This window comes from Stenotrophomonas sp. RG-453 (assembly GCF_033843685.1).
GTDB lineage: Bacteria > Pseudomonadota > Gammaproteobacteria > Xanthomonadales > Xanthomonadaceae > Stenotrophomonas > Stenotrophomonas bentonitica_A.
The window spans coordinates 343,917-356,613 of record NZ_JAMYED010000001.1 but is presented as its reverse complement, the minus strand read 5'-3'; the positions used below and the strand labels follow the sequence as shown (position 1 = coordinate 356,613).

The window sequence follows — 12,697 nt, the reverse complement described above, 5'->3', positions numbered from 1 at the left end:
TCACTCCTCGCCGAGGTACGCCCCTCCCCCGAGCTGCCGGGCCTGCCGCTGGATCCAGGCGGCGCGGCGCTGCACGTACGGGCCGGGCTTGGCCGCGCTGTAACGGCGGGGCGACGGCAGCACCGCCGCGAGCCGCGCACTTTCGGCGGGGCTCAGCCGGGACGCGTCCTTGTTCCAATACTGCTGCGACGCGGCCTGCGCGCCATAGATCCCATCGCCGAACTCGGCGATGTTGGCGTACATCTCCAGGATCCGCGACTTCGGCCACAGCGCTTCGATCAGGACCGTGTACCAGACCTCCAGCCCCTTGCGGATCCAGCTGCGGCCCTGCCACAGGAACAGATTCTTGGCGACCTGCTGGCTGATCGTGCTGGCCCCGCGCAGCCGCCCGCCGCGCGCGTTGTGGTCACGCGCCTTTTCGATGGCCTGCAGGTCGAAACCATTGTGCTCCGGGAAACGCTGATCCTCGGCAGCCACCAGCGAAATCGGCAGGCTTGGCGCCATCTGGTCCAGATCGCGCCAGTGGTAATGCAACCGATAGCTCCAGTCACCCTCCCCCAGCGCCTCGCCGTAGCGCCACAGCATCACGCTGGAAACGGGCGGGTCGATGAAACGCAGGACCAGCACCTGCAGCACACTGAACCCGACGAACAGCACCGGCAGCCACAGCAGGCGGCGCCAGCGCCAGCGGCGCCGCGGTGACGGTTCCAGATCCGGTTCGACCTTGAGGTTGCTGCGCTCTGCCCCCATTACTGGTGCATCCTTTACTTGCACGGTTGTCGGCGCATTATCCGGCAACCGGCACTCCTTTCGCGCAGCCACCGAACCGATGACCGCCCAATCCGACTCCCTTGTCCGTTTCCTGCTCCCCGATGCCGGCGTCCGCGGCGTGCATGTGCACCTCGATGACACCTGGCGGGAGATCCTCTCGCATGCGGTCTACCCGCCGGGCGCCGCCGAGCTGCTCGGCGAGGCCAGCGTGGCCTCGGCGCTGTTCACCGGCCACACCAAGGTCGATGGCCGCCTGTCGATCCAGCTGCGCAGCAACACCGCGATGCGCACGCTGTTCGCCGAGTGCACCGCGGCCGGCACCCTGCGCGGCATCGTCCAGCTGGCCGAGGGCGGTGGCGATGCCCCGCGTGATCTGACCGCGCTGGGCGAGGATGCGCTGCTGGCGATCACCATCGAAAACCCCGGCCTGGATCCGCGCGAACCGCAGCGCTACCAGAGCCTGGTCGGCTTGACCGCAGCCGGCCTGGACGAAGCCTTCGAAGACTATTTCCGCCAGTCCGAGCAGTTGCCGACCCGTCTGCTGCTGGCCGCCGATGGCACCCGCGCCGCCGGCCTGCTGCTGCAGAAGCTGCCCGGCGATGAAGGCGACCAGGACGGCTGGTCGCGGGCCAGCGCACTGTTCGAGACCCTGGGCAAGCAGGAACTGCTCGAGGTGCCCGGCCACGATCTGCTGCACCGCCTCTTCCACGAAGAGACGCCGGAACTGCTGGGCGACAAGGCCCTGCGCTTTGCGTGCTCCTGCTCGCGTGAGCGGGTGGCAGGCATGCTGCAGTCCATTGGCGAAGAGGAGGCCCGCGCCGCCGCCGAGCCCACTGGCGCGGTGGAAGTGCGTTGCGAATTCTGTGGGCAGGAGTATCACTTCCCGTTGACGGAATTCGACATACTGTTCCGCGAGATGGATGTATCCTCGCCGGCACCTGAACGGCTTCAGTAAACTTGGCAAGCGTTTTGTTCTGGGGAGAACCAAGACTTGTTAAGAAATCATAAACGCCCTAGGATCAATGTCCCGCTTCGGCGGGAACTTGTGTTCACTGCGCTTGTCTGAGAGTTCCCATGCATCCCCTTCTGCGTCTACCGCTGGCCCTGATGATCGCCCTAGGCGCGATCCCGGGCGCGCATGCGCAGGCCAAGGGCAAGCAGGACGGCACGGTGCTGCCGGTCTGGAACAAAGGCAGTGGCAAGGTCGAAGCGTTGCTCTACCTGGAACCGACCGGCGAGCAGGCCGCAGGGGCCCGCTGGCATTTCGGCCGCAGTTCGCTGGACGCGGCCTTCGGCCTGTCCTCGGGTGACTCGCTGGGCCTGCTGTGCAACAGCAGCCGCGGCACCAGCATCAGCGGATTGGCCAGCCATTGCATGCTGGCCACCTTGGGCGATGAAGAAGACAACACGCTCAGCCGTCGGGTCAGCGGCACCGCCGCGTTCAACCGCCCCGGCGGCCGCGTGGGCATCACCGCCGGCAGCGGCCGTGACACCCTGCCGGCCTGGCTGGCCGGCCCGAACAAATCGCCCTCGCTGCGCGCCGAACAGAACGATCTGACCGTCTTCGGGCAGAAGAACATCGGCCGCGAAGGCTTCGTCTCCATCGGTGGCACCTATGCCAAGGCGCGTCTGGTGCCCATCGCGGACGCTTCGCCGGCGATCGTCGACCGCTGGGACAGCAAGAGCCTCACCATCGGTGCCGGCTATGGCAACTTCAGCGGCAACATCATTGGCCGCGTGGTCGATGTTCCCGGCCAGCCGGGCAAGTGGGAAGGCCTGGGGGTGGGCCTGACCTGGCGCACGCCGTGGAGCGGTCAGCTCACCGTGGGCGCCGAGAACGTGGTCACCCGCGGCAAGAACCCGTTCGCCCCCCGCAACGAGAGCACTGACGAGGGCACCGTGCCCTACGTCCGGTACGAGCAGGATCTCTGACCTGTCTTTGCGACGACCCGTCAATACACGTCACCCGAAGGGCGCCTCCATGAGGCGCCCTTTTTCGTTTGGGCTGGGTGTCAAGGGCGCGCACAGCCCATTCAGGGTGAATTTTTTTTAACAAAGATCTTAACAAATGAGACGTTTTAGACTGCAGGTATCGCTTAAAGCCTTGTATCGCAAAGGCTTTGCCGAATTTCACCTAAATCACATGGAACATTAACGGCTCTTTAATTTTTAGTTGCACGTGGTTACTATCGAGTCAGCTTCACGGATTGGGAACGCCTTTCGTCCCCGCGCTGAAGCCCATCCCAACACGTTGCACCCAAGTCAACTTGGAGAGAGAGCCCAATGAACCGCAACAGCAACAAACTGCGCGACGCCGTCGTCCTCGCGCTGATCGCCAGCGCTGCCGGCACCGGCAGCGCCGTCGCTCAGGAAGCCACTGGCACCACCAATCTGGACCGCATCTCGGTCACCGGTTCGCGCATCCGCCAGGTTGACGTGGAAACCGCCCAGCCGGTGCTGACCATCTCGCGTGCGGATATCCAGAACCAGGGCTTCAGCTCGGTCGGCGATATCCTGCAGAACATCTCCGCCGCCGGTAGCCCGAACTTCAGCCGCGCCTCGCCGCTGACCTCCAACCAGGAAGCCGGTGGTCAGTACATCGACCTGCGCAACCTCGGCGCACAGCGCACGCTGGTGCTGGTCAATGGCAAGCGCCTGGGCATCAGCCCGGATGGTTACCAGGACATCTCGATCATCCCGACCTCGATGGTCGAGCGCATCGACGTGCTGAAGGACGGCGCCTCGTCGATCTACGGCTCGGACGCAATGGCCGGCGTGATCAACATCATCACCCGCAAGAACTTCGATGGTCTGGAAGCCAACGTCTACAAGGGCCAGTACAGCCAGGGCGACGGCGAGAAGGAAACCTACGACTTCGTCATGGGCTTCTCTGGTGACCGCGGCTCGCTGACCGTCGGCGCCGAGTACCACAAGGAAGAAGGCGTGTGGGCCAAGGATCGTCCGTTCACGGCCGACACCTACCCGGATTGGGATCCGGCAGCATCGCTGACGACCGTTGGCCAGTGGGGCAACTGGCGCGTCGGCAACGCAGGCAACTGGCAGGCTCCCAACCGTGGCGGCACCGCCCTGGGCCCGGGTCAGTTCCACAGCCAGACGTCGGCCGATACCAGCCGCTCGTCCGACCAGATGCACCTGCTGACCCCGCTGGAACGTCGTTCGCTGTTCGTCAGCGGCAACTACGACATCACCGACAACGTCCGCTTCACCACGGACCTGTCCTACACCAAGCGTGAGTCGCAGCGCCAGATCGCCGGTTACCCGCTGCAGTCCACTGCATTCGGCGTGCCGATGTCGGCTGACAGCTACTTCAACCCGACCGGCGGCGTCGCCGACGTCAACTGGCGTCGTCGTGGCTGGGAAGTGCCGCGCACCACCGACAGCACCCTGACCACCTGGCGTTTCGCAGCGGCCCTGGAAGGTTCCTTCGAAATCGGCGACCGGTTCTTCAGCTGGGACGTCGGCTCGCTGTACAACGAAAATGACAGCCTGCTGATCAACAACGGCAACTTCTACATCCCGGCCGTGGCCGATGCCGTGGGTCCGTCGTTCCAGAATGCTGCCGGCCAGATCGTCTGCGGCACTCCGGGCAATGAAATCGCCGGCTGCGTGCCCTGGAATCCGTTCGCAGGTTTCGGTACCGGCGCGGTTGCCAACTCGCTCGATGACCCGAACGTGCGCAACTACCTGTTCCGCGAAGAGCACGCCACCGGCAAGACCAGCACCCACAACTACTTCGCCAACCTGTCGGGCACCATCGTGCCGCTGCCGGCCGGCGACCTGGGCTTCGCGATCGGTTACGAATACCGCAAGGAAAGCGGCGCCTTCAACCCGGATGCGATCGCCCAGTCGGGTGACTCGACCAACCTGGCGTCCGGCCCGACCAAGGGTTCCTACGCCCTGGATGAGTTCTACCTGGAATTGAACATCCCGATCCTGGCGGATCTGGCGTTCGCCAAGGAACTGACCCTGGACCTGGCCACCCGTTACTCGGACTTCACCAGCTTCGGTGATACCACCAACAACAAGTTCGGCCTGAAGTGGCGTCCGATCGACGACCTGCTGGTGCGTGCCACCTATGCCGAGGGCTTCCGCGCCCCGACCATCGGTGACCTGTACGGCGGCACCTCGCAGACCTTCCCGACCAACTTCGTCGATCCGTGCGACAGCGTCTACGGCGACGTCCGCGGCAGCGCACGCTGCGTCCAGGATGTCGGCCAGGGCTACCGTCAGCTGCAGCAGGGCTTCGTCCCGACCACCGGCCGTGCCGCGCAGAGCCCGGTGCCGTTCAACTCCGGCTCGAACCCGAACCTGACCCCGGAAACCTCCGAGTCCAAGACGGTCGGCTTCGTGTACAGCCCGAGCTACGTCACCGGCCTGAGCGTGGGTGTGGATTGGTGGAGCATCCGCATCGACAACACGATCGTCACCGACAGCCCGAACCTGATCATGGAAGACTGCTATGTCCGCCTGATCGAATCGCGCTGCTCGATGTTCACCCGTGACCCGGCCAACGGCAACATCGTGGGCACGCTGAACTACGGCAACCGCAACGCCGGCTACACCGAAACCGAAGGCTTCGACTTCGACATCAGCTACAGCCGTGATACCGATTTCGGCCGCTTCTCGGCCAAGTCGTCGACCACGTACGTGGGCAAGTACGAAGAGAAGTCCACGGACGATGCCGACGCCGTGCCGTCCCAGAACAATGGCTTCGGCGCGTACTTCCGCGTGCGCTCGAACCTGGGCCTGGGCTGGAGCATGAACGACCTGTCGGTGAACTGGAACCTGCGTTACTACTCCGGCACCAAGGAAAGCTGCCGCTTCACCACCCGTTGCACGCTGCCCAACTACAGCGCACCGGACACCCTGGGCGTGATCTCGCCGCAGACCGAGCTGGGCGCAGTGACCTTCCACGACGTGCAGGTGTCCTATGCCACCCCGTGGAACGCCACCGTCGCCGTGGGTGCCAACAACGTGTTCAACAAGGTCGGCCCGATGATGACCTCGCAGCCGAGCTCGAACTTCTCGTACTACGGCGGCTACGACATCGGTCGCTTCCTGTACATGAAGTACTCGCAGAAGTTCTGATCGATCCACTGATCAACAACGTCTGATCCAACGGCCCCGAAAGGGGCCGTTGTTTTTGTGGTGGTGCCCGCGTCCGGCAAACGGCGCGCACAGAAAAGGCCGCGTTTCCGCGGCCTTCTGCATGCCTGTCACGGACCGGTCAACCGAGCGGAATCAACGTCTCGATCACGTGCTCCACATAGGCTTCGAAATCCTCGCGGGCCTGCTTGGGCTGCTGCAGCTGCAGCGACAGCTGCAGGAAACCCACATAGGCCGCGTAGGCCAACCGCGCACGGTGCTGCGCATCGGTACGGCTCAGGCCCGCCTGGCGGAACGAGGCGACCAGATACTCCAGGCGCCGGTGCGAAACACGGTCGATGACCGGGCGCACCATCGGGTGATCGAGCGCCTTGAGCAGTTCGCTGTAGATGATGTGCGGCTGCACTTCATGCGCGACCACCTGGAACAGCTGGCGCAGGCGCACGCGCGGATCGGTGACATCGGCCAGGCTGCCGAAGACCTGCTCCTGCTCGAACAGCTCCCAGCGCTCCAGCGCCGCCTGCAGCAACGCGTCGCGCGAGGGGAAGTGCCAGTAAAAGCTGCCCTTGGTGACGCCGAGACGCCGCGCCAGCGGCTCCACCGCGACCGCGCCCACGCCTTGTTCGGCAATCAGATCCAGTGCGGCCTGGGCCCAGTCTTCGGCACTGAGGCGGCTGTTGCGGCCGGCACGTGGCTCGCCGGCGGAAGCTTCGGGTTCATTCATAGGTGGATTTAACCATACGCCGGGGTTGGTTGCAGTATGTGAATCGGTTAAACGCCGCTTCACGCCTGCTGGCACAAGGGATACACACACCATACTCCTAAGTATTGACATCGCACAGGGCAGGTCCATACTAGCGAGTATGGTCACTCCTTCTTCTTCTACCCTGCCGCGTTTTGACGATGAGCGACTGACCGGCGCACATGACACCGTGCTCGCCGCGACCCGCTCACCCCCGGGACGTCGCGGCACCGTGATGTTCGCCCACGGCTTCGGCCAGACCCGGCACGCCTGGAATGCCACCGCGAGCGCTCTGGTCGAGGCCGGTTACCAGACCCTGGCCTACGACGCACGCGGCCACGGCGATTCGGACTGGAACCCGGCCGACCTTGCCTACCACGGCGAACAGTTCGCCGATGATCTGATCGTGCTGGCCGGCGAACAGCCACAGCCGCCGATCCTGATCGCCGCGTCGATGGGCGGCCTGTTCGGCCTGCTCGCCGAGTCGCGCTGGCCCGGCCTGTTCTCGGCGATGGTGCTGGTCGATATCACCCCGCGCTGGGATACCGCCGGGGTCGACAAGATCCTGATGTTCATGACCGCGCACCCGGACGGCTTCGCCTCGCTGTCGCAGGCGGCCGATGTGATTTCCGCCTACGTGCCGCACCGTCCGCGCAAGTCCGAAGATTCCCTGCGCGCATTGCTGCGCGAGGATGGCCACGGCCGTTGGCGCTGGCACTGGGATCCGCGCCTGGTCGCCGAGCTGGCGCGTGACAGCGAACAACACCAGGACGCGCTTGCCGATGCGGCGCGCCAGGTGAAATGCCCCCTGCTGCTGGTCAGCGGTGGCCGCAGCACCCTGGTCACCCCGCAGACGGTGGCCGAGTTCCTGGCGTTGGTGCCACATGCACGCCACGTGCAGCTGCCGGAGGCCACGCATATGGTCGCCGGTGATGACAACAACGCCTTTACCGCTACTGTGTTGGACTATCTGGACGTGTTGCCCTCGGCCTCCGCCGTCGCATCGTCCGCCATTACCGAGCACGTCACCGGAGCACGCTCATGAGCATTGTCGTTCCCTTCCTCGTCGTCCTGTTGGCAGGTGCGTTCGTCGCCTACCACCGGATGCGCCTGATCACCTGGACGATCATCAGTGTGGTGCTGCTGGCCGCCTGCTGGTTCATCCCGTACGTCAACCAGACCGCCACGATCGTGGCTGCGGCCATCGTCGCCGTGATCGCCGTGCCGCTGCTGCTGCCTTTCATCCGCAAGCCGCTGCTGACCGCACCGATGATGAAAGTGTTCCGCAAGGTGCTGCCGCCGCTGTCGCAGACCGAGCGCATCGCGCTGGAAACCGGCTCGGTCGGTTTCGAAGGGGAGCTGTTCACCGGTGACCCGGACTGGAACATCCTGCTCAACTACCCCAAGCCGCAGCTCACCGCCGAGGAACAGGCGTTCCTGGACGGCCCGGTCGAAGAGCTGTGCAGGATGGTCAACGACTGGGAAATCACCCACGTCTACGCCGACCTGCCGCCGGAACTGTGGAGCTTCATCAAGAAGAACAAGTTCTTCGGCATGATCATTCCGAAGGAATACGGCGGCCTGGGCTTCAGCGCGCTGGCCCACCACAAGGTGATCCAGAAGCTGGCCTCGGTGTCGAGCGTGGTCAGCTCCACCGTCGGCGTGCCCAACTCGCTGGGCCCGGGTGAACTGCTCAACCATTACGGCACCCAGGAACAGAAGGACCAGTACCTGCCGCGCCTGGCCGATGGCCGTGAAGTGCCCTGCTTCGGCCTGACCGGTCCGTTCGCCGGCTCGGACGCCACCTCGATTCCTGATTACGGCATCGTGTGCAAGGGCGAGTGGAACGGCGAGCAGGTGCTCGGCGTCAAGCTCACCTTCGACAAGCGCTACATCACCCTGGCCCCGGTGGCCACGCTGATCGGCCTGGCCTTCCGCATGTACGACCCGGATGGCCTGATCGGCAGCACCCGCGACATCGGCATCACCTTGGCGCTGCTGCCGCGTGATACCGCCGGCGTGGAAATCGGCCGTCGCCACTTCCCGCTCAACTCGACCTTCCAGAACGGCCCGATCCGCGGCAAGGATGTCTTCATCCCGCTGACCCAGCTGATCGGCGGCGCCGAGAAGGCCGGCAAGGGCTGGAACATGCTCAACGAGTGCCTGGCCGTCGGCCGCTCCATCACCCTGCCCTCCACCGCCAGTGGCGGTGCCAAGGCCGGTGCGGTGGTGACCGGTGCCTATGCCCGCATCCGCAAGCAGTTCGGCCTGTCGGTCGGCCGCTTCGAGGGCGTGGAAGAAGCGCTGGCCCGCATCGGTGGCAAGGCGTACGCGATCAGCGCGCTGTGCCAGGCCACGGCGGCGGCGGTGGACCGCGGCGACGTGCCGTCGGTGCCGTCGGCCATCGCCAAGTACCACTGCACCACCATGAGCCGTGAAGTGATCTCGGACGTGATGGATGTGATCGGCGGCAAGGGCATCATCCTGGGGCCGCGCAACTTCGCCGGCCGCAGCTGGCAGGCCGCGCCGATCGCGATCACGGTGGAAGGCGCCAACATCATGACCCGCAGCCTGCTGATCTTCGGCCAAGGTGCGATCCTGTGCCACCCGTGGGTGCTGAAGGAAATGAAGGCCGCGCAGGATCCGGACACCCGCGCCGGCCTGCAGGAATTCGATCGCAGCCTGTTCGGCCACATCCGCTACGGCATCTCCAACGCCGTGCGTTCGTTCTGGTTCGGCCTGACCGGTGCCCGTTTCGGTGCCGCCCCGGGCGATGCCTACACCCGCCGCTACTTCCGCAAGCTGGACCGCTACTCGGCCAACCTGGCGCTGATGGCCGACATCTCGATGATGACCCTCGGCGGCAAGCTGAAGTTCAAGGAATCGCTGTCCGGCCGCCTGGGCGATGTGCTGAGCCACATCTACATGACCAGCGCCATGCTCAAGCGTTACCACGACGAGGGCGCGCCGGCGGCCGACCAGCCGCTGCTGGCCTGGGCTTTCCATGACAGCGTGCACAAGATCGAAGAATCGCTGTCGGCGGCGCTGCGCAACTTCCCGATCCGTCCGATCGGTTGGCTGATGTGGGCGCTGATCTTCCCGTTCGGCCGCCGTGCCGAGGCGCCGGGCGACCGCCTGGGCCACCGCGTGGCCGCGCTGCTGATGGCGCCCAACGAAGCCCGTGACCGCCTGGCCAGTGGCGTGTTCCTGACGCCGTGCGAGAACAACCCGGGTGGCCGCATCAACAGCTACCTGTCCAAGGCGATCATGGCCGAGCCGGTCGAGCGCAAGTTCATCAAGGCGCTCAAGACCAAGGGCATCGAAGCGCTGGACTTCGCCACCCAGCTGGACGAGGCCGTGGCCGAAGGCGTGATCACCCAGGATGAGCGCACCCTGCTCGAAGAGCTGCGCACGCTCACCCTGGAAACCATCACGGTGGACGACTTCGATCCGGAAGAACTGCGCTCGGCGGGCTACTACAAGCGCCAGCAGACGGACGCACAGTCCCAGGCCGCGTGATCCCGGCCACCAGGTAAACGACAACGGCGGACTTCGGTCCGCCGTTTTTTCAGGAGACTCCCGATGTCCGCTCCCCTGCTCACGCTTTACCGCCGCATGCAGCGCTGGCCCGCCGGCGGCTGGCTGTTCTCGCGCGCGGTGTGCGTCAAGGCGCCCTACTTCGCCAGCATCGCCCCGCGCATCACCGCGCTCGAGCCGGGCCGCTGCGAAGGGCGCATCGCGCACCGGCGCAAGGTCACCAACCACCTCGGCACGGTGCATGCGATCGCGCTGTGCAACCTGGCCGAACTCACTGCGGGGCTGATGGTGGACGCTTCGCTGCCCAAGGGCATGCGCTGGATCCCGAAGGGCATGGAGGTGCAGTACCTGGCCAAGGCGACCGGCACCCAGCACGCCATCGCCACCCCGGAGCAGCCGATCGTGGCGGCCGAGGCGGGTTACGCGCTCCCGGTGAAGGTGCAGGTTCGCGATGACGCCGGCACGGTGGTGTTCCAGGCGCGGATCGCGATGTGGGTGTCGCCGGTCAGGCGATGAGCATTGGCGCAGCCACCCACGGGGTGGCTCTACGTTCGATCCGTCTGTCGCAGGGTAGCGCCACGCCGTGCGTGGCTGCCGCAGATCAGGCGGGAACACTCCACCACGCGGCCACGGCCAGGATCGCCGGCACGGCCTGGATGAAGAAGATCCGCTTGTTGACGCTGTAGGCGCCGTAGCAGCCGGCCACGATCACGCAGCCGAGCATGAAGTTCACCAGCATCGGCAGGTGGTCGAACAGCCCCCACAACAGGCCGGCAGCGAGGAAGCCGTTGTACAGGCCCTGGTTGGCCGCCAGCACGCGCGTGGTCTCGGCCTTCTCCGGCGTGTTGCGGAAGGTCTTCAGGCCCAGCGGCCGGGTCCACAGGAACATTTCCAGGACCAGGAAGTACACGTGCAGCAGGGCGACCAGCAAGGTCAATGACAGCGCGATCCAATACATGGGCCAAGGTTCCTGGAAGACTCCGGAGAGCTTACTCCGGTCGCTCGCCGGGCAGCTTCTTTTCTTCGCGCAGCAGGCCCAGCGCGGCAATCGTCATCGCCCCGGCCACCACCAGCCCACCGACGAAGACAATGTGCGAACCGAACAGGGACAGCCCCTTGTGCACCCAGGCGAACGTCAGGTCGCCGCCACGGTAGACCACGGTGTCGATCGCCGCGCCGGCCTTGTAGCGCCACTGGCGGTCCACACGGGTGTAGATGGTCTCGCGCGCGGGCTTGGCCAGCGAGAATTCGCTGGCGCGGGTCATCACCTGCACCATCGCCACCATCAGCGGCAGCGGCGATGCGGCCAGTATCGAAAACCCGATGATGATGGCAACACCCGGGATCAGCAGCGCCGGGGCGATGCCGTACCGCGACAGCAACCAGCGGGTGAAGCCGAGCTGCACGATCAGGGTCAGCGTGTTCACCGCCAGGTCCACCCGCGAGAAGAAGGCCGTGCTGGCCGCGGCGTCGGGATACAGGCGGCGCACGATCGAGGCCTGCTCGTTGTAGAGCATCGTGCCCACGCCCACGCCGAACAGCACCAGCACAGCCAGCCAGCGCAACAGCGGCTCACGCACGATCAGCTTCAGGCCGTCGAGCACGCTGCCGCCCATCGGGGTTTCACCCGACACCAACTTCTGCTCCTGCTCCCGTGCCACCGCCCACAACCGCAGCCGCCAGATGCAGACCAGGCAGGCACTCAGAAAGCCGGCCGAGACCAGCATCAGGTTGGCAATACCCACCCGCTCCACCAGCGCCGCCGTGATGATCGGCCCCAGGAACGCACCGAGCGTGCCTGCCGCGCCGATGTAGCCGTATACCTCGCGTGCCTGGGCGTTGGAGAACACGTCCGCCATGAAGCTCCAGAACACCGCCACCGCAAAGAGGTTGAACACGGCGGCCCAGAAGAAGAACGCCATGCCGCGCCCAGGCACGCCACTGTCGAACAGCAGGTAGAAACCCAGCAGGGAGATGATGAAGAAGACATACACCGCGGGCAGGAATACCCGCCGCGCATAGCGGCTGACCAGCGCGCCGTACAGCGGCTGCAACACCAGCATGATGAAGAACACCCCGGTGAACAGAAACTGCAGCACGAAGTCCTGCACCGCAATGCCATGCGCGCTGAACCAGTCGATCAGCACGGGCGGGAACACCGCCTTGGCGTCGGCCGAGGCAGCCATTGCCTCGCGCACCGGGCGCAGTACGTAGTAGCCGCTCAGCAGGCAGAAGAAGTACAGGCACGCCCAGATCAGGGGCGGCGACTGGCGCAGCGCCCCGCGCAGGCCCGATTGCACCGGTGCTGTTGCGACAGCACTCATCGCACCCACTCCCGGCTTGGGCGGCGTGACAACGGCGGCATCGTGGAAACTCCGGGCAGGGAAGCGCGCAAGGTAAACGATGCACCGCAACATCGCCAGCGTTGGGCGCGGCCACCTGCGCAACGCTGCGTGGCCGATGCTGCAGCCCCTGCGCGGGGCAACCTGCCTTATGCTCGGCGGGCACCCCGTCCAGGAG

10 protein-coding genes are annotated in these 12,697 nt (G+C 65.5%); 6 read left to right on the top strand and 4 right to left on the bottom strand.

Annotation, left to right across the window (positions count from 1 at the left end; all coding sequences use genetic code 11):
- Positions 1-750, bottom strand: coding sequence for a monofunctional biosynthetic peptidoglycan transglycosylase (gene mtgA, locus NJD74_RS01515; RefSeq protein ID WP_019185108.1), 750 nt, complete (start codon positions 748-750; stop codon positions 1-3).
- 79 nt (positions 751-829) lie between these two features.
- Between mtgA and NJD74_RS01510 the strand changes: the two genes are divergently transcribed.
- The 3 genes from NJD74_RS01510 to NJD74_RS01500 all read left to right on the top strand — a co-directional run bounded on the left by NJD74_RS01510 (position 830) and on the right by NJD74_RS01500 (position 5,880).
- Positions 830-1,726: an Hsp33 family molecular chaperone HslO gene (locus tag NJD74_RS01510; protein ID WP_070425730.1), complete on the top strand. Its 897-nt coding sequence runs from the start codon at positions 830-832 to the stop codon at positions 1,724-1,726.
- Between the two features lie 152 nt (positions 1,727-1,878).
- Positions 1,879-2,703: a hypothetical protein gene (locus NJD74_RS01505; protein WP_172838071.1), complete on the top strand. Its 825-nt coding sequence runs from the start codon at positions 1,879-1,881 to the stop codon at positions 2,701-2,703.
- Positions 2,704-3,054: 351 nt separating this feature from the next.
- Positions 3,055-5,880, top strand: a complete 2,826-nt coding sequence (locus NJD74_RS01500) for a TonB-dependent receptor (protein ID WP_319623512.1) — start codon at positions 3,055-3,057, stop codon at positions 5,878-5,880.
- 139 nt (positions 5,881-6,019) lie between these two features.
- Here the strand turns inward: NJD74_RS01500 and NJD74_RS01495 are convergent, their stop codons facing one another.
- On the bottom strand, positions 6,020-6,622 hold the full coding sequence (locus tag NJD74_RS01495) for a TetR/AcrR family transcriptional regulator (protein ID WP_019185113.1): 603 nt from the start codon (positions 6,620-6,622) through the stop codon (positions 6,020-6,022).
- 139 nt (positions 6,623-6,761) lie between these two features.
- On the opposite strand from NJD74_RS01495, the gene NJD74_RS01490 reads away from it, so the two are divergent.
- From NJD74_RS01490 to NJD74_RS01480, 3 genes are all read left to right on the top strand, one after another.
- On the top strand, positions 6,762-7,685 hold the full coding sequence (locus NJD74_RS01490; RefSeq protein ID WP_319623511.1) for an alpha/beta hydrolase: 924 nt from the start codon (positions 6,762-6,764) through the stop codon (positions 7,683-7,685).
- Positions 7,682-10,159 carry an acyl-CoA dehydrogenase gene (locus tag NJD74_RS01485; protein ID WP_019185115.1) on the top strand — a complete coding sequence of 826 codons (2,478 nt, stop codon included), beginning with the start codon at positions 7,682-7,684 and terminating at the stop codon, positions 10,157-10,159. The genes NJD74_RS01490 and NJD74_RS01485 overlap by 4 nt, the downstream gene beginning before the upstream one ends.
- Positions 10,160-10,222: 63 nt before the next feature.
- Entirely contained in the window at positions 10,223-10,693 is a 471-nt protein-coding gene (locus NJD74_RS01480) for a hotdog fold domain-containing protein (protein ID WP_319623510.1), read from the top strand.
- A gap of 85 nt (positions 10,694-10,778) precedes the next feature.
- Here the strand turns inward: NJD74_RS01480 and NJD74_RS01475 are convergent, their stop codons facing one another.
- Both NJD74_RS01475 and NJD74_RS01470 read right to left on the bottom strand, forming a co-directional pair.
- Complete coding sequence (locus NJD74_RS01475) at positions 10,779-11,135, bottom strand: DUF1304 domain-containing protein (RefSeq protein WP_102788141.1); 357 nt, start codon at positions 11,133-11,135, stop codon at positions 10,779-10,781.
- A 31-nt stretch (positions 11,136-11,166) separates the two neighbouring features.
- Complete coding sequence (locus NJD74_RS01470; protein ID WP_070471327.1) at positions 11,167-12,501, bottom strand: MFS transporter; 1,335 nt, start codon at positions 12,499-12,501, stop codon at positions 11,167-11,169.
- Positions 12,502-12,697: the final 196 nt, after the last annotated feature.

Coding starts and splice junctions, on each gene's coding strand:
- mtgA (WP_019185108.1), bottom strand. CDS start 750: ATGGGGGCAGAGCGCAGCAACCTCAAGGTCGAACCGGATCTGGAACCG.
- NJD74_RS01510 (WP_070425730.1), top strand. CDS start 830: ATGACCGCCCAATCCGACTCCCTTGTCCGTTTCCTGCTCCCCGATGCC.
- NJD74_RS01505 (WP_172838071.1), top strand. CDS start 1,879: ATGATCGCCCTAGGCGCGATCCCGGGCGCGCATGCGCAGGCCAAGGGC.
- NJD74_RS01500 (WP_319623512.1), top strand. CDS start 3,055: ATGAACCGCAACAGCAACAAACTGCGCGACGCCGTCGTCCTCGCGCTG.
- NJD74_RS01495 (WP_019185113.1), bottom strand. CDS start 6,622: ATGAATGAACCCGAAGCTTCCGCCGGCGAGCCACGTGCCGGCCGCAAC.
- NJD74_RS01490 (WP_319623511.1), top strand. CDS start 6,762: ATGGTCACTCCTTCTTCTTCTACCCTGCCGCGTTTTGACGATGAGCGA.
- NJD74_RS01485 (WP_019185115.1), top strand. CDS start 7,682: ATGAGCATTGTCGTTCCCTTCCTCGTCGTCCTGTTGGCAGGTGCGTTC.
- NJD74_RS01480 (WP_319623510.1), top strand. CDS start 10,223: ATGTCCGCTCCCCTGCTCACGCTTTACCGCCGCATGCAGCGCTGGCCC.
- NJD74_RS01475 (WP_102788141.1), bottom strand. CDS start 11,135: ATGTATTGGATCGCGCTGTCATTGACCTTGCTGGTCGCCCTGCTGCAC.
- NJD74_RS01470 (WP_070471327.1), bottom strand. CDS start 12,501: ATGAGTGCTGTCGCAACAGCACCGGTGCAATCGGGCCTGCGCGGGGCG.